This window comes from Vibrio jasicida CAIM 1864 = LMG 25398, from assembly GCF_000400365.1.
GTDB lineage: Bacteria > Pseudomonadota > Gammaproteobacteria > Enterobacterales > Vibrionaceae > Vibrio > Vibrio jasicida.
This window is the reverse complement of record NZ_BAOG01000102.1, coordinates 91,246-108,099: the sequence shown is the minus strand read 5'-3', so window position 1 is coordinate 108,099 and position 16,854 is coordinate 91,246. Positions and strand designations below refer to the sequence as shown.

The 16,854-nt window shown below is 45.0% G+C and carries 13 protein-coding genes; 5 read left to right on the top strand and 8 right to left on the bottom strand.

The features are described 5' to 3' along the window. Window positions 1-133: 133 nt before the first annotated feature. The 7 genes from VJL_RS22965 to cmk all read right to left on the bottom strand — a co-directional run bounded on the left by VJL_RS22965 (window position 134) and on the right by cmk (window position 7,777). Entirely contained in the window at window positions 134-1,981 is a 1,848-nt protein-coding gene (locus tag VJL_RS22965; RefSeq protein ID WP_038881646.1) for an extracellular solute-binding protein, read from the bottom strand. A gap of 423 nt (window positions 1,982-2,404) precedes the next feature. Next, entirely contained in the window at window positions 2,405-3,106 is a 702-nt protein-coding gene (pyrF, locus tag VJL_RS22960; RefSeq protein ID WP_038869495.1) for an orotidine-5'-phosphate decarboxylase, read from the bottom strand. Window positions 3,107-3,189: 83 nt separating this feature from the next. After that, on the bottom strand, window positions 3,190-4,365 hold the full coding sequence (lapB, locus tag VJL_RS22955; protein WP_038881644.1) for a lipopolysaccharide assembly protein LapB: 1,176 nt from the start codon (window positions 4,363-4,365) through the stop codon (window positions 3,190-3,192). A gap of 18 nt (window positions 4,366-4,383) precedes the next feature. Next, entirely contained in the window at window positions 4,384-4,677 is a 294-nt protein-coding gene (locus tag VJL_RS22950) for a LapA family protein (RefSeq protein ID WP_038869494.1), read from the bottom strand. Window positions 4,678-4,817: 140 nt separating this feature from the next. Beyond that, window positions 4,818-5,102: an integration host factor subunit beta gene (gene ihfB / locus VJL_RS22945; RefSeq protein ID WP_038869491.1), complete on the bottom strand. Its 285-nt coding sequence runs from the start codon at window positions 5,100-5,102 to the stop codon at window positions 4,818-4,820. A 213-nt stretch (window positions 5,103-5,315) separates the two neighbouring features. Continuing rightward, window positions 5,316-6,986 (bottom strand): 30S ribosomal protein S1, encoded by a 1,671-nt coding sequence (gene rpsA / locus VJL_RS22940; RefSeq protein WP_005533588.1) that lies wholly within the window; start codon window positions 6,984-6,986, stop codon window positions 5,316-5,318. A 110-nt stretch (window positions 6,987-7,096) separates the two neighbouring features. Continuing rightward, window positions 7,097-7,777 carry a (d)CMP kinase gene (cmk, locus tag VJL_RS22935; protein ID WP_038881643.1) on the bottom strand — a complete coding sequence of 227 codons (681 nt, stop codon included), beginning with the start codon at window positions 7,775-7,777 and terminating at the stop codon, window positions 7,097-7,099. A gap of 293 nt (window positions 7,778-8,070) precedes the next feature. On the opposite strand from cmk, the gene VJL_RS22930 reads away from it, so the two are divergent. Then, window positions 8,071-9,114 (top strand): polysaccharide lyase family 7 protein, encoded by a 1,044-nt coding sequence (locus VJL_RS22930; protein WP_038881642.1) that lies wholly within the window; start codon window positions 8,071-8,073, stop codon window positions 9,112-9,114. 80 nt (window positions 9,115-9,194) lie between these two features. On the opposite strand, the gene sohB is transcribed toward VJL_RS22930, so the two are convergent. Beyond that, complete coding sequence (gene sohB / locus VJL_RS22925; protein ID WP_038869487.1) at window positions 9,195-10,256, bottom strand: protease SohB; 1,062 nt, start codon at window positions 10,254-10,256, stop codon at window positions 9,195-9,197. Between the two features lie 274 nt (window positions 10,257-10,530). On the opposite strand from sohB, the gene VJL_RS22920 reads away from it, so the two are divergent. The 4 genes from VJL_RS22920 (at window position 10,531) to VJL_RS22905 (ending at window position 16,610) form a co-directional block, all read left to right on the top strand. Beyond that, window positions 10,531-11,277, top strand: coding sequence for a YciK family oxidoreductase (locus tag VJL_RS22920; protein WP_038869485.1), 747 nt, complete (start codon window positions 10,531-10,533; stop codon window positions 11,275-11,277). A 130-nt stretch (window positions 11,278-11,407) separates the two neighbouring features. After that, a complete protein-coding gene (imuA, locus tag VJL_RS22915; RefSeq protein ID WP_038881641.1) occupies window positions 11,408-12,100 on the top strand; it encodes a translesion DNA synthesis-associated protein ImuA in 693 nt (230 codons plus the stop codon). A gap of 4 nt (window positions 12,101-12,104) precedes the next feature. Beyond that, the gene (locus VJL_RS22910) at window positions 12,105-13,508 is read left to right on the top strand and encodes a Y-family DNA polymerase (protein WP_038881639.1); all 1,404 of its coding nucleotides are present in this window, start codon (window positions 12,105-12,107) and stop codon (window positions 13,506-13,508) included. A 27-nt stretch (window positions 13,509-13,535) separates the two neighbouring features. Then, on the top strand, window positions 13,536-16,610 hold the full coding sequence (locus VJL_RS22905; protein WP_038881638.1) for an error-prone DNA polymerase: 3,075 nt from the start codon (window positions 13,536-13,538) through the stop codon (window positions 16,608-16,610). The last annotated feature ends 244 nt before the right edge of the window (window positions 16,611-16,854 follow it).

Genomic DNA, 16,854 nt, shown 5'->3' with positions numbered 1-16,854 from the left:
TGAATGGTAGACATATGGTTCACCTCGTTCTGAGAGCCTACTCTAAGCGTAGGGCTTGAGAGTGAGGCGGACCATATAATTAGCCCCGACTCAATCGAGTTTCGGGGCTTTTTACTGTCTACTTACTAAATAACTAATTTGCTGAAAGCTTATAACGATCGTCGATAACCGTCACTTCAGGGAACGATTTGCCCGCCTTCATCGCTTTCTCTGTTTCTTTCTTCACAGACTTATCAATCCAGAAGTTTGAAATATCCATTGGGTGCAAAATCCATTCGGTATTTTTTGTCATCCCATTCTTAGGAATCTTAACCCAACGCCAATGGGCATCACGTGTGTAAGGGACCATGTAACCAGGAACAATGACGTTTGCATCACCGATGTATTTTTGGATCTGACGAGACAAGTCGTAGCGTTTTTGTTGTTCAAACTCATTATCATACGCTTCAATTAGCTTATCTAGCTCTGGGCTGCTGTAGTTTGTATGTGCATTAGTTTGAGGCTTATTCGCATTATCTGAGTGGAAGTATTCCCAGTACGCAGGGATCTCACCAGAGCCCATATTCAAAAATGCTAGTTGGTGCTTCTTCTCCAGAATGTATTTAAACGCCGAAGAACCATCAACAAGGTTTAAGGTAAACTCCAAACCTGCCAACTTCGCTTGCTCTTTTAAGTACGCAATACGTGGAGTGTGTGAGTTGTAACCGTAGGTAATCGCAAAACTCAAACGCTCACCTTTATCATTGACGCGGATACCATCCGAACCAATTTTACCAAAGCCGGCTTTCTCGAAATGTTTTACTGCCTCTGCAGCATCAAACTTCGGTGGTGTGTTGCTTGGATCATCATACTCACCGTGGCCAAAACCAAGACCATGTGGCTTACGAGAGTAGTCACCACGCATTATGTTTGCGATCATACCGTCGTAGTCTGTTGCTGCCATCACACCTTTACGCACTTCTAAGTTGTCTAGCATCGGCATTGCCGTGTTCATCCACAGACCACCCGCCCCCTGAGGCGACTGGTTGAAGCCCCAGTATTTTTGTACATAGCCTTTCTTGTACACTTCACTGTCTGTTTTATCATGCCAGAAGTTAGGTAACACCATCTCGAAGTAGTCTAAATTGCCCTTCTCGAAGTGCTTCATTGCGATGTCTTCATCACGAATCACGGTAATACGAACCTTGTCTACATTGTAACGATTTTTGTAGTAACGGTTGTTATAACCCCACCAATCTTCACCAACGTGTTTAAACGTCACGCTCTTACCTTTCTTTACTTTATCAATGTAATAAGGTGCCGCGGTAGGCTCTGATTTGAAGTTGAACTTACGAACAAAGTTGTCCGGCATACCATCTTTGTTTTCATCTTTTTCCCCTTCAAAAAAGTGCTCTGGGCGAGGCTGAAAACCATTACTTGGCATGTTGATCAGAACCATCAAAGCATCTTGGCTCTGTTCCACAGCAAGGTTTACTTGGATTGTGTAGTCATCGATTTTCTCTACGCTTACAATGCTTGTTTTAAAGAAATCGTTGTACCACGGATCAATGATGTCTTCTGACGTGTAGTACTTCATCATAAACACGTAATCATCGGCGGTTATCTTCTCACCATCGGACCATCTTGCCGTCTCATCTAACTTGAAATAAACGCTTTTGTTGTCATCGCCAAATGCCCATTCCTTAGCAAGTTGGGGAATCCATTTACCCGTATCAGGATGGCGCTGAGCGAGTTTAGGAGTGCCATCCATTAAGTATTGGCGAAGACCAGAGTTCGCATCAGGACCGACACTGCGTAACGTTTGAGGGAAGCTTCGAATAAAAGTACGGTATGTTCCACCTCGTACCGCTTCTTCTGAAGCAAACAGAGGCTCATTATTGTTTGAAATCCATTCTACCTCTGCTGGTAGCTCAGCTGCGCTAACTTGAAAGCTGGTTGCCATCAAGGTTGCCAGTGCTGCAAATGGCAGGGTTTTTATCATTGTATTCTTCCTTGTTGTGTTTGCGCAGTGCGGCAGGAAGAGCGACAACAAGTGAATCTCAGAATGACTGCGCGCGATACACAGCAAAGAAAATAGAGGGAGCGAATACAAAGTGAAGTCCTGTCCACTTCCGTATTAATATCAGAGAGTTTCACTAGGTCATCCTGACCTTACAACGCAGTGAATGCATCCACTCCATAGTATTCGTTACACATTTGTAACGCAACCCATCCATAACACATGGTTGCACATTCCGACTATCACAGCGATTTATGTTAGAGAAGTGTGATCATAACAGTACCATCCGCTAAGCCATTACTGCCCAGCGATATAGTGTCTTTATGTTGAGCATGTTTGTGTTACAGGAAATAAAAAAGGCGAAGTGTTTACCACTTCACCTTTCGTTTTAGCCTCAAACCAGTCTTACATATTCGCCAAACTTTCGTTGATGGATTTAAGCACTGCTGCTGGGTCGGTAGCTTGTGTAATAGGACGACCAATCACTAGGTAGTCTGAGCCTGCTTGAATCGCATCGACTGGTGTCATAATACGACGTTGGTCGCCTTGTTCAGAACCTGCTGGGCGAATCCCAGGAGTAATGAGCTTAAACTCTTTACCAAGCTCACTCTTAAGCATTGAAGACTCTTGAGCTGAACAGACTACGCCGTCTAGGCCAGAGTTCTTAGTTAGCGTTGCAAGGCGGACCACCTGCTCCTGAGGAGCCACGTTTAAGCCAATTCCAGCTAAGTCGCTTTGTTCCATACTGGTCAGTACCGTTACACCAATCAATAACGGGCGATCTGTACCATACGGCTCTAGGATTTCACGCGACGCAGCCATCATACGCTCACCACCGCTTGCGTGAACGTTTACCATCCATACACCCAACTCAGCGGCTGCTCGCACGGCTTTTGAACACGTATTCGGGATATCGTGAAATTTCAGGTCTAGGAACACAGAGAACCCGCGTTTATGCAGTTCACGTACGAAATCAGGACCAAATAGTGTAAACATTTCCTTGCCCACTTTTAGGCGGCATGACGCAGGATCAATTCTATCTACGAATGCAAGCGCATCAGCTTGGTTATCATAATCTAGTGCGACAATAACTTTTTGGTCGATCATTTCATCTCCTAACTATTTTTGGTTCTTATCAAATAAAGCTTAAAAAAATGCAGCGGACAGAAACTCTGCCAGCTGCATTAAAATTATTCACCGTCCAATCCGCGGATTGGCTTGATCGTCCCCCATCCTTTACAAGATGGACAATGCCAGTAAAGGGAATGGGTTGAGAAGCCACACTTCCTGCATCGGTAATGTGGCTTCACTTTTAACTGTTCACCAACCATGGCTTGCAGTGTCGATAGACTGTCCTTTGCACGACCGTCTTCTGCTTCTGCAATATGGTAATCAATAAGACGGTAAAAGCCTTTCATGGTTGGGTTTTTCAGTAGTTGTTTCGTCAACAGCTCTTGCGCGGCACCAACGCTCTCATGATGCGCGACAAGTTGCGCCAACATTAATTCGGACGATACACCCGCCTTTTTATCGATACAGGCACGTAAGAATTCTACGAGTTCATCTTCCTGACCTAAATGGTGATAACACTCAGCAATCGTTGGTAGGACATCACTAATAAAGTCTTTATCTTGCTCAAGCACACCTGTCAGGTACTTGATGGTGTGTTTGTAATCTTCTGACTCTAAATACACCCGGCCGAGGGCAATACTCGCACGAACACATTTAGGGTCTTCTGACAGTGCTTTCTTGAAATGTTGAATCGCTTTACTGGTGTGACCATCGGCTTGGTCAAGCATGGCTAACTCACACCAGAAATGTGCAATGTTGGCACGAATACGAGTGCGCTTCTTACCCATCTTCGCCAACTGGTTTGCGTAATGAATGGCTTTTTCCCACTCACGCGTTTGTTGGTAGATGGTGACAAGTTGCTGAAGTGCACTTTCACGATGGTCTGGCTCTTCCACTAACTGTTCAAAGATTTTTTCTGCACGGTCTAAGAAACCAGAGGCCATGTAATCTTTAGCGAGCTGTTGAAGCGCGAGATTTTTCTGGTCTAGCGTGAGGCCAGAACGAGAAATGAGATTTTGGTGGATTCGAATTGCTCGGTCGACTTCACCACGAGAACGGAAAAGATTACCCAACGCTAGGTGAGTATCTATCGTTTCGTTATCAACTTGGAGCAATTCAATGAAGTGGTCAACCGCCTTATCTGATTGATCAGATAGGAGCAGGTTAAGACCCGTCACATACTGACGGGATATCTGATGAGATTGCTTCTGCTTGTCTTGCTGAGCGCTACGGTGGCCCATGTACCAACCATAGGCGGCGGCTATTGGCAATAACAAGAAGAGTAGTTCAAGCATTAAAGTTAAGCCTTATCCTTATGCCTGTTTTTCTACTGCTGGTTTTGCAGGTTGTTCTGCTTCAGCGGGCTCATACTTTTTAAGTTTCTTTTTCAGACGACGCACTTGCAGTTGAGTTTTGAACTGAATGCTAGCAAAGATAACCCATGCTATGCCAAAACCAACGACAAACACTACACCCAGCAAGGTTGATAAGTGGAACTCACCTTTCGCCAGAAGATAATTAAAGGTTACGATCTCTTGGTTTTGAGAACCTAAAGCCAGTGCAATTAAAAAGAGAGCTAAAACAGCAATGATTTTTATAATTTTCATGTTACATCACCCTTCGAGGAGTAAGTAGGTAAGATTATGCAGTAAAATGTTTCTTCAGACCATGTATATTACCAATAATCTAGTTATAAAAAAGCGGCATACACGAGAGTATGCCGCTTTTTCAAACTAATAAGAGAGCCTTAGCTATCCATATTTACGCGTTCACGAAGCTCTTTGCCTGGTTTGAAGTGAGGAACGTATTTACCCTCTAACTCCACCTTGTCGCCCGTTTTAGGGTTGCGACCTACGCGAGGCTCGCGGTAATGAAGAGAAAAACTACCAAAGCCACGGATCTCAATACGGTCACCGGTCTCTAGTGTAGAGGCCATGTGCTCTAAAATATCTTTTACAGCATCTTCTACCTCTTTCGCTGATAAATGTGTTTGCTCAGCGCAGAGTCTTTCAATCAGTTCAGACTTAGTCATAGTTGCCCTCTTTGAGTATCTTTATCACTCATTATAGTAAGTAATACTAATTCCAACAAACACTTGCTATCAATTCTAGACAATTTTTACACAAAATGTGCAATCAAAAAATGTCTTTTTTTAGCATAGTTTATCAACATTAGTATTACTACTTAGTTTATAGCAAGCATAAAAAAGGAGCCTTGCGGCCCCTTTTTAGCTTAAGCGAGTAAATTATTCGCCTTTAGCAGCTTTGAAAGCGTCAGCCATTGCATTACCAAAAGCAGCTTCGTCTTGCTTGTTGATAGATGCCATTGCTTCTTGCTCATCAGCTTCATCTTTAGCTTTGATAGATAGGTTGATTACGCGGTTCTTACGGTCTACACCTGTGAACTTCGCTTCAACAACATCACCAGCACTTAGGATTAGAGAAGCATCTTCTACGCGATCGCGTGATACTTCAGAAGCACGGATGTAACCTTCAACGCCTTCTGCGATTTCAACTGTAGCGCCTTTAGCGTCAACAGCAGTTACAGTAGCGTTAACTAGAACACCTTTCTTGTTGTCAGCAACGTAAGCATTGAATGGGTCGTTTTCCATTTGCTTAACGCCTAGAGAAATGCGCTCACGCTCAGCGTCTACTGCTAGAACAACTGCAGAGATCTCGTCGCCTTTCTTGTACTCACGTACAGCTTCTTCGCCAGCAACATTCCAAGAAATGTCAGATAGGTGAACTAGACCGTCGATGCCGCCTTCTAGACCGATGAAGATACCGAAGTCAGTGATAGACTTGATCTTACCAGTAACTTTGTCGCCTTTAGCTTGTGCTTCAGCGAATGACTGCCATGGGTTAGCTTTACACTGTTTCAGACCTAGAGAAATACGACGACGTTCTTCGTCGATCTCAAGAACCATAACCTCAACTTCGTCGCCAACATTAACAACTTTAGATGGGTGGATGTTCTTGTTAGTCCAATCCATTTCTGAAACGTGTACTAGACCTTCAACGCCTTCTTCGATTTCAACGAAGCAGCCGTAGTCAGTTAGGTTAGTTACGCGACCAGTTAGTTTGTGACCTTCTGGGTAACGCTTAGCGATTGCTACCCATGGATCTTCGCCTAGTTGCTTAAGACCTAGTGATACGCGAGTACGCTCACGGTCGAACTTAAGAACTTTAACTTGGATCTCGTCACCAACGTTAACGATTTCAGATGGGTGCTTAACGCGCTTCCAAGCCATATCTGTGATATGTAGAAGACCGTCAACGCCACCTAGGTCAACGAACGCACCGTAGTCAGTAAGGTTCTTAACGATACCTTTAACTTCAGAACCTTCTTGTAGAGTTTCTAGAAGCTCGTCACGCTCAACGCTGTTCTCAGATTCGATAACTGCACGACGTGAAACAACTACGTTGTTACGTTTTTGGTCAAGTTTGATAACTTTGAACTCTAGCTCTTTGTTTTCTAGGTGAGCAGTGTCGCGGATTGGACGTACGTCTACTAGAGAGCCAGGAAGGAAAGCACGGATACCGTTTAGTTCAACAGTGAAACCGCCTTTAACTTTACCGTTGATGATACCAACAACAGTTTCAGCTTCTTCGTAAGCTTTCTCAAGAACGATCCAAGCTTCGTGACGCTTAGCTTTCTCACGAGAAAGTTGAGTTTCACCGAAACCATCTTCAACAGCGTCTAGAGCTACGTCTACTTCAGCACCAACTTCAACTTCAAGTTCGCCAGCAGCGTTCTTGAACTGTTCAGCAGGGATAGCAGATTCAGACTTAAGACCAGCGTCAACAAGAACGAAACCGTTCTCGATAGCTACTACAGTACCTTTAACGATGCTGCCTTGTTGGAATTCTGTTTCGTTTAGAAACTCTTCAAAGAGTTGAGCAAAAGATTCAGTCATTTATTTAATCTTCAATAAATTAAACGTCCACGGGTATCCTACCGCATGGGGTTATTAAATTCGCCAGTCATCATCCTTGCGACCAACGCTCTTAGTCTAGCCGAGTGTTATTACTCAGCTAGCTTCGATTCGATATATTGTAGTGCCTTTTCTACTACTTCGTCGATACTCATCGACGTAGAATCTAGCACAAGCGCATCCTCTGCAGGGCGTAGTGGTGCCACTGGGCGGTTACGATCGCGATCGTCACGCTCTTGGATCTCGCTCAAAAGGTCAGCAAATCTAACATCTAACCCTTTCTCTTGCAACTGTTTAAGGCGTCGATTTGCACGCTCTTCTGCGCTCGCATCAAGGAAAATTTTCGCTTGTGCATTCGTGAATACGACCGTACCCATATCACGGCCATCAGCAACCAGACCCGGAGCGGTCTCAAATGCACGCTGACGGCGCAATAATGCTTCACGAACGCGTGGCAGAGCTGCTACTTTAGACGCCGCCATCCCCGTTTCTTCTTTACGAAGCTCACCAGAGACGTCTTCGCCTTCTAGAATCACTTTTACTAGGTCACCTTCAGCAACAAACTGAACGTCTAGATGAGTAGCAAGTGGAACAAGCGCATCTTCTGACTCAGTGTCTACGCCGTGGTGAATCGCTGCGAGTGCAAGTACACGATAAATTGCGCCAGAATCAAGAAGATGAAAGCCCAACTTCTTCGCCAGCAACATACATAAAGTGCCTTTACCTGCACCACTAGGTCCATCTACGGTAACAACCGGAGTTTGAGAGGACATGTTTTTCTCCACGTTGATGTGCGAATTTCGGTGCTTCCACCCAAATTCATTTCATTCTTAATTTTACGGTGCGGGAGTATATACCTAATAGCCTCAGGATACCATTTCTTTGCCCTCTCCCCGGTTCAGAATTTGCCGTTTTCTCTCTTCTGATTTTTTCTCTTTAAAACGCAATACCAAATGGCGGATTTTCTCTAAGTTTCATTTTTCCGACCCGATCACATATTAGTAATACAATATTATTGTATATTAAATCATCTTATCGACGACCCTATAAAAATTGAGAACACAATATGAAGAAATTAGCGCTTACTTTTCTTGCTGCCAGCATTGCCTCTGCTTCTGCTATGGCTGCAACTTCGTCTAATGAATTAGCGAACAAATATGAGCTAGATCCGACAAAGGCTCCAGCTCAAAACTTTGATATGACGAATTGGAAAATTACCTTGCCTGAACTAACTAAAGAAGGTGAACGCAAAGGTAAAGCATTAGAAATAGCCAAAGATGAGCTGGGCAATACAGAAAACCCTTATGTTCACCCTGAGTGGTTCTATACCAACAAAGAAACAGGCGCCGTGGTTTTTGTTGCACCAAATGAAGCACCGACCACTCCTAATAGTAAGAACACCCGTAGTGAACTTCGTGCCATGCTTGCTACGCACTACGGTGAGCCAAAAAACAACTTTGTCGTCGCTTCTCACCCAAATGCTGCTGAGTATGGTGCGATTGGTGGCGAGCTAAACGCGACCCTATCTGTTGACCAAGTAAGTACAAGTGGCAACTACAAAAAGAATGGCGCATTCGCTGTCGTGATTGGCCAAATTCATGGCTCTGACAATGAGCCTTTAAAGATTTCTTACCGAAAACTGCCTGAGCATGAATACGGCTCTCTTTCGTGGAACTACGAGTTAAACCCAACCAAAGAACTTCAAGACGCGAAAGATGAAAATGGTAAGAAACTTCGCCAAGACATCCGCCACAACGTGTTCGGACAATACAACTTACGTAAAGGCGACGCAGACCCACAAGACGGCATCAAACTGGGTGAAATCTTCTCATACAGCGTGAATGTGGAAGGTGAGATCATGCACCTGACTTTCACTAAGAACCCTGGTGAGAAAAATGAAGTCACTAAGACATTTGATGTGAATCTAGCAGAAGGCAAATACCAAGGTCATGAAATAGACCAAGGCTATGGTAACGATTGGATGTATTACAAAGCCGGTGCTTACAACCAATGTAATACGAAGAAAAGCAGTTCAGACTGTGAATGGCGCGGCATGGAAGCGGGTGATTATGCTCAAGCAAGCTTCTATCAGTTAGAACTGAACCAATAACGGTTAGAGCTGAACTAACAACCCTCAGCGGAAACAAAAAAACCAACTAAACAGTTGGTTTTTTTGTTATTTCTTAAACATTACACAATTGGCTTTTGACCACGCTCTGCAAGTTTAAGTACGACACTGTCTGCTACTTTGCCTGCAACACCGGCAAGCTTGTCTGCCAGTTTTTTCTTTTGCACGTAATGCACTGCTAGTACGGTTTTCTCTTTGCATGCTGCAACAACTAGATCGTCGGAAGTGCTGATTTCATCCACCAGCCCTAGCTCTTTCGCTTGCGTACCAAACCAGTGCTCACCGGTTGCGACTTTTTCAAGTTCTAGCGCTGGGCGACGTTCACTGATGAAGTCTTTGAACAGTACGTGTGTTTCTTCAAGTTCTTGTTTGAACTTATCACGCGCTTTGTCGGTGTTCTCACCAAACATCGTTAGTGTACGCTTGTACTCACCAGCTGTTAGCTGCTCATATTCGATATCGTGTTTTTTCAACAGTTTGTTGAAGTTAGGGATCTGCGCGATAACGCCGATAGAACCTACAATCGCAAACGGCGCAGACACAATCTTGTCTGCCACACATGCCATCATGTAGCCACCACTTGCTGCCACTTTGTCGACAGAAATCGTCAGAGGCAGACCTGCAGCCTTGATTCGATCAAGTTGAGAAGATGCTAAGCCATAGCCATGGACCATACCACCACCAGACTCTAGACGAAGCAGCACTTCATCGCCTTCGCGAGCTACGGCTAATACTGCAGTAATCTCTTCACGTAGAGAGCCCACTTCTTTTGCATCAATACTGCCGTTGAAGTCCAACACGAACAGGTGCGGTTCACGCTTGCTATCGAGAGAGCCTTCTTTGCTCGCTTGTTTGATTTCTTTCTCGCGAGATTTGTTCTTTTCTTTCTCTTCCTTCTTAGCCGCTTTATCACGAGCTTTGATGAAAGCGTCATCGTGCAGGTGATGTTCTAACTGTTCGATTGCATCTTTATGACGCTCAGAAAGATTGGTGACTTCCAATTCGCCTTTCGCAGCACCCGATTTACCACCCGCCGATTTTGCAATAATCAGCAGCACAACCACGGCCGCAACAACGGTGATAATCTTGGCTAAAAACAGACCATAATCTAATAAAAATTCCAATGAGAGTTCCTCTATCTCATACCAGTAATAGTCATCAATATGTTACGTAGAAAAATCAGAGAGAAGGCAAGAAAATCAGTAACCTCTTGTTCTGATTGATGGTGTTCAAATAACATACCGGACAACCGTTCTGGAATTGGTATAACACATGAATTGGTGTATTGTAACCAACTTGTCACGATTACCAAGATTTTCCATTGAGAAACAGGCGCATTTCTACACCAAGATGACGTCTGTTCGTCGGAATTAGATACAATAATAAGGATTAACTACCGTGAACTACTCCGTTTCAGCAGATGCCCTAAAAGGTAAAGTCATTCTTGTCACTGGTGCAGGCAATGGTATTGGTCGCCAAGCGGCACTTTCTTACGCTCAGCACGGTGCGACTGTGATTCTACTTGGTCGAAACGTTCAAAACCTTGAATCCATCTACGATGAAATCGAATCTGCAGGTTACCCTCAACCCGCGATCATTCCACTTGATCTAAAAGGCGCAACTAAGCAGCACTACATCGATATGGCAGAAACCATCGAAGGTCAATTTGGTCGTTTGGATGGCCTGCTGCACAACGCCGGTGTTTTAAGCACGCTGTGCCCGTTTGAGCAAATCAATGAAGAAGACTTTGACGACATCATGCAGATTAACGTGAAAGCAGAAGTCCTAATGACTCAGGCACTGCTGCCTATTATGCGTAATTCAGATGCAGGTCGTATTATCTTTACGTCTTCAACAGTGGGCCATTCTGGCCGTGCTTTCTGGGGTTCGTACGCCATCTCCAAATTTGCCGTAGAAGGTATGATGCAGGTTCTCGCCGACGAACTGAGTGACACACCAATGCGAGTTAATGCCATTAACCCCGGAGCAACTCGCACTCGTATGCGTGAAAAAGCCTACCCTGGTGAAGATTCAAATACATTAAAAACACCTTTAGATATTATGCCGTTGTACCTGCATTTAATGGATCCAGCCGTCACTGATGTCAACGGTCAGTGTATTGACGCACAACCAAAGCGTAAGTGATAAATTCTCACGACCTCGCATAATCGATTGAAAAGGCAGCAAACGCTGCCTTTTTTCGTATTTCTGCCTATAAAAATCTTGCGACTTTCCATCACAGAAATATACTGTACATATATACAGGTATTTTATTATGCAAGACATTATCCAGAATTTAAAAAGCCAACATCTTGTTTGGCAAGCAAATTTAACCAAAGCTGATACACACCAGACTCTCCATAGCTCAGGTTTTCCTGAGTTAGATACCTTGCTTGGGGGCGGTTTTCCTCCCCATGGCGTCGTGGAAATAGAGTCCGTTGGCAGTATTGGTGAATTGCGTCTTTTAGCGCCTTATTTAAAAGCATCTCTGGCAAGAGGAGTAACGGCATTCATTCAGCCTCCCGCATTGATGAATTCATTGTTCCTACACAGCATTGGGTTGGACATCAACCAAGTATGGGTTGTCACACCGGAACATCAACGCGATGCCTTATGGGCAGCAGAGCAATGCCTCAAGAGCGGCGTGTGTACCAACGTTTTGCTATGGCAAGATGAGCTAGAGATCCACCAAGTAAAACGCCTGCAAGTGGCAAGTGAGCAAGGCGCTTGCCCTCTGTTTATGCTCAAACCTAACATGACAAATCGCTTGTCTTTGCCTGTGTCACTCAGCTTAAAACTTCACGGTCACGAGCAAGGTGTGAGTGTAGAAGTGCTCAAAAGAAAAGGCGGTTGGAGCAAAGGCAGCGTCGATATCAACTTCCAGCACCACTACCCGCAACTGGTGATGCCAAGCACAACTCGTATTCCATCCACGGTGGTCAATTTCCCATTGGCGAATCAAGGTTAGTGATATGGCTTTGTGGATATACTTGCACTTCCCTCGCCTACAGTTAGATGCACTCTTTGGTGATAACCAAGAGCAGCCCGTGGTGATTGTAGAAAGCCAACGTTGTCGGATCATTCAATACAACGAGATTGCCGAGCAACAAGGCATTAAGCCAAATATGGGCTTGGGTAGCGCGGCTTCTTTGTGCCGGGATTTGCAAGTGCATCCTTATCATCCGCAAACCGAATTGAGCAAGTTACAAGAAATTGCTCAATGGCTGTATTTGATTACGTCTGATGTCGTATTGATGCCAAGCCAAGGGGTTCTACTACGCGCAACCCCGATGCTTAACTTATATGAAGGGCTGCAAAATTACTGGCAAAAAGTCACGACTCACCTAGCAACGCTCAAGCTGAGCTTTCAGTTCGGCTGCGGCTTTTCACCCTTTTCAGCCAAATTGATGGCCTTATCTGGGAGTAATTGTTTGAGTGAAGATAAAGCCTTCATGCTACAAGCGTTACAACCTTTGCCACTGACATTGACCGATTTGTCGACCTCAACTGTCGATAAGCTACAGCGCGTTGGAGTTACAACCCTCGAAGGTTTGCTTGAGTTGCCGTTACAAGATATTGCACGCCGATTTGATATCGATTTAGTCAACTACGTTGGGCGGTTAACAGGCCAGTTCAAACATCCTGTTGATTTTTATCATCCAACGGAATCATTCCAAGTATACCTAGAATTGCTGTTTGAAATTGAAAACGTGCAATGGGTGGAAAGACCGTTAGCCAAGCTCCTTCAGCAGCTCGAAACCTTCCTCAAGCTGCGCGATAAAGTCGCGTTTGAGCTGTGCTTGACGCTCCACCAGCGAGATAAGCAAGAACAACATCTTCAATTGACTTCAGCGCAGGGCGATTACTTATGTCAGCGTTGGCAACAACTGGCCAGTTTGAATCTAGAATCATTGACCTTAAACGGCCCAGTGATGGGCTTAACGTTAAAAATCGTCCGTCAAGGAGAGCCTTTAAGCGCAACTCGTGATCTCTTTGCTGGGCAAAAGGGCCAAATGAATGCATTAGAGTTGCTCTCTCTACTGCAAGCTAAATTGGGTAAAAGCGCAGTACTCAAACCGAATATCGCCTGCGACCCAAGACCAGAGAAAGCCAGTCAGTATCGCCCAGCCGATGAGCCGGATGTGTCGATTAACACCATCCCTGCGTTGTTACGCCCAGCGATGCAATTACCCGAACCTATCGCGCTACAAGAGCAAGTATCTCTCATTCATGGACCAGAGCGAATTGTCTCTGGATGGTGGGATGGCGATGAAATCATGCGTGATTACTACGTAGCACATACCAAGCAAGGGCGCTGGTTATGGGTCTTTCGCGATCAACACAAGCATTGGTTTCTTCATGGCTATTTTTGTTAAATCGGCAGTTATTTTTGTTAGGTTGTTATGAGTTACGCAGAACTATTTTGTCAGTCCAATTTTTCCTTTCTCACTGGGGCTTCTCATGCGGAAGAGTTAGTACTGCAAGCCGCTTTTTATCGTTATCAAGCTATTGCGATTACTGATGAATGCTCTGTTGCCGGTGTCGTCAAAGCGTACGCGACCATTAAACAGCACAAGCTTGATATTAAACAAATCGTCGGCAGCATGTTTTGGTTGAACGAGGAATGCCAAGTCGTGCTGCTTTGCCCTTGTCGAAAAGCCTACGCTGAGCTGTGCCGTATCATCACCAATTCAAGAAGACGCAGCGAGAAAGGCAGCTACCAACTTTCCGAATGGGATTTAATGTCGATTCGTCACTGTTTCGTGCTGTGGTTACCTGCACACCAGGAAAGTGATCACTACTGGGGACGTTGGCTTAATCAACACCATTCCGAACGATTATGGGTCGCGATTCAACGTCACCTCAGTGGAAGTGATGAAGCATACACAACTCATTGTGAGTTATTGGCTAATGAATTTCAGCTTCCTATTACCGCTTGTGGTGGTGTTTTGATGCATGCTGCCGAACGCCTACCTCTACAGCACGTACTCACTGCCGTTAAGCATGGATGCAATGTCGATAAACTTGGTTTTGATCGCCTATCCAATGCAGAAAGAGCGTTGCGCCCAATGAATAAGCTACTCCGCATCTATAAACCAGAGTGGCTTGCAGAAAGCAAAACCATCGCAGATTTGTGCGAATTCGAGCTGTCTGACCTGAAATACGAATACCCAGCCGAACTCATTCCAGATGGTTACACACCAGACTCTTACTTACGTTTTTTAGTTGATCGAGGTAAGCAACGACGCTTTCCCGAAGGGGTTCCAACAGACATCAATCAAACGATTGAGCGTGAACTCACACTCATTAAAGAGCTAGAGTACCATTATTATTTTCTAACCATTCACGACATTGTGATGTTCGCTAAGCAGCAAGGCATCCTCTATCAAGGACGTGGATCCGCGGCTAACTCCGTAGTGTGCTACTGCTTAGAAATCACCGCGGTTGACCCGAGGCAAATCTCTGTCTTATTCGAGCGTTTTATTAGTAAAGAGCGAGACGAGCCGCCAGATATCGATGTGGATTTCGAGCACGAGCGTCGTGAAGAAGTGATTCAATACATCTACAAAAAGTACGGGCGCGAACGTGCTGCTTTGGCAGCCACCGTGATCAGTTATCGCTTTAAAAGTGCCGTGCGTGAAGTAGGAAAAGCGTTGGGGATTGAAGAAACTCAACTCGACTTTTTCATTAAAAACGTCAATCGCCGTGATCGTAGCCAAGGTTGGCAAGCGCAAATCATCGAATTGGGGTTACAACCAGAGTCATTAAAAGGCCAGCAGTTTATCCAGTTGGTGAATGAGATCATCGGATTCCCGCGCCATTTATCTCAGCATGTCGGCGGCTTTGTGATTTCATCTGGCCCTTTATATGAACTGGTGCCTGTCGAGAATGCCTCGATGGAAGATCGCACCATTATTCAATGGGATAAAGATGATTTAGAAAGCTTAAAGCTATTGAAAGTCGATGTACTTGCACTTGGCATGTTGAACGCGATCCGTAAATGCTTTCAATTAGTCGAGAAGCACCACCAGCGATCCCTGTCGATTGCCGAGATCACACGCCTGCAAGACGATCCGCACGTATACCGCATGATCCAAAAAGCCGATACTGTTGGCGTATTCCAGATTGAGTCTCGCGCGCAGATGAGCATGCTGCCACGCTTAAAACCTGCACGTTACTACGACTTAGTCGTGCAGATTGCCATTGTTCGTCCGGGCCCAATCCAAGGAGATATGGTGCACCCGTTTTTAAAAAGACGAAATGGTGAAGAACCGATCAGCTACCCATCGGAAGAAGTGAAAAACGTACTAGAGCGCACCATGGGCGTACCGATTTTCCAAGAACAAGTGATCAAGTTGGCAATGGTCGCGGCTGGTTTTAGCGGCGGTGAAGCGGATCAATTGCGTAGAGCAATGGCAGCATGGAAGAAGAACGGCGATCTCGCTAAATTCAAACCAAAGCTTATCGATGGGATGCTTGAACGCGGCTACGATCTTGAGTTTGCCGAACGTATCTTTGATCAGATTTGTGGCTTTGGTGAGTATGGTTTTCCTGAGAGCCATTCCGCCTCTTTCGCGGTACTGGCTTATTGCTCTGCATGGCTAAAGTTCTACTATCCCGCTGAGTTTTATACTTCGCTACTGAATAGCCAACCCATGGGCTTTTATAACCCTTCACAGCTGGTTCAGGATGCACGTCGACACGGAGTGGAAGTACTGCCTACTTGCGTGAACCACTCACACTACCAGCATCACTTGGTAAAACGCCCCAATGGACGCCTTGGTATCCAACTAGGCTTGCGGTTAGTCAAAAGCCTTAATGAAGAAAACGCTATCCGCTTGGTTGAACACCGCCCAACTCATGGTTATCGTTCTATCCAAGAGGTAAAACAAATTCTGAGAAGTCGTCGTGATATTGAGTTATTAGCTTCTGCGAATGCTTTTCAAATACTCTCAGGTAACCGATATAACGCACGCTGGTCAGCTATGGATTCGTTATCAGACTTGCCCTTATTTAATCAAATTGAAGAGCCTGAGGTGAGCTATCAACCTCAGCCTTCTGAGTACGAAAATCTCATTGAAGATTATGCCAGTACAGGGTTATCACTTAGCCGTCACCCAATTACCCTACTGGAGGAAGCTGGCAAACTACCACGCTTTACTCGTATGAAGCAGCTAGTAGAAAAAGAGCACAAGTCCTTGGTGACGGTTGTCGGTGTCGTCACAGGCAGGCAATCCCCTGGCACTGCAGCTGGCGTCACCTTTTTCACGTTAGAAGACGACACTGGTAACATTAATGTGGTTGTGTGGCGAGCAACAGCGCGCGCGCAGAAACAAGCTTATCTCACCTCAAAGGTGTTAATGGTAAAAGGAATTTTAGAAAGAGAGGGAGAAGTCACGCACATCATTGCAGGTAGGCTCATTGATTGCACTCAACACCTTGCGGGACTGCAAAATAAATCGCGGGATTTTCATTAAAGAAATGAGAATAGAGACAGATTGACACAGGGTAAACTGAATAAAATAAAGGGAGGTCGACCCTCCCTTTCAATTCCGCTGAAATTAGTCATCAGCTTCCGCTTCCGTACGTTTTTTCTTGTATTCCCTATACAGTAACAAGGATAAAGTCATAATAACTTTAGATGTTAGCCATATCATTAAAAGGAAGTACCCTATACTGATGAGTCGAGTTGACTCGTAGGTGAAAAGTAACGTGATATAC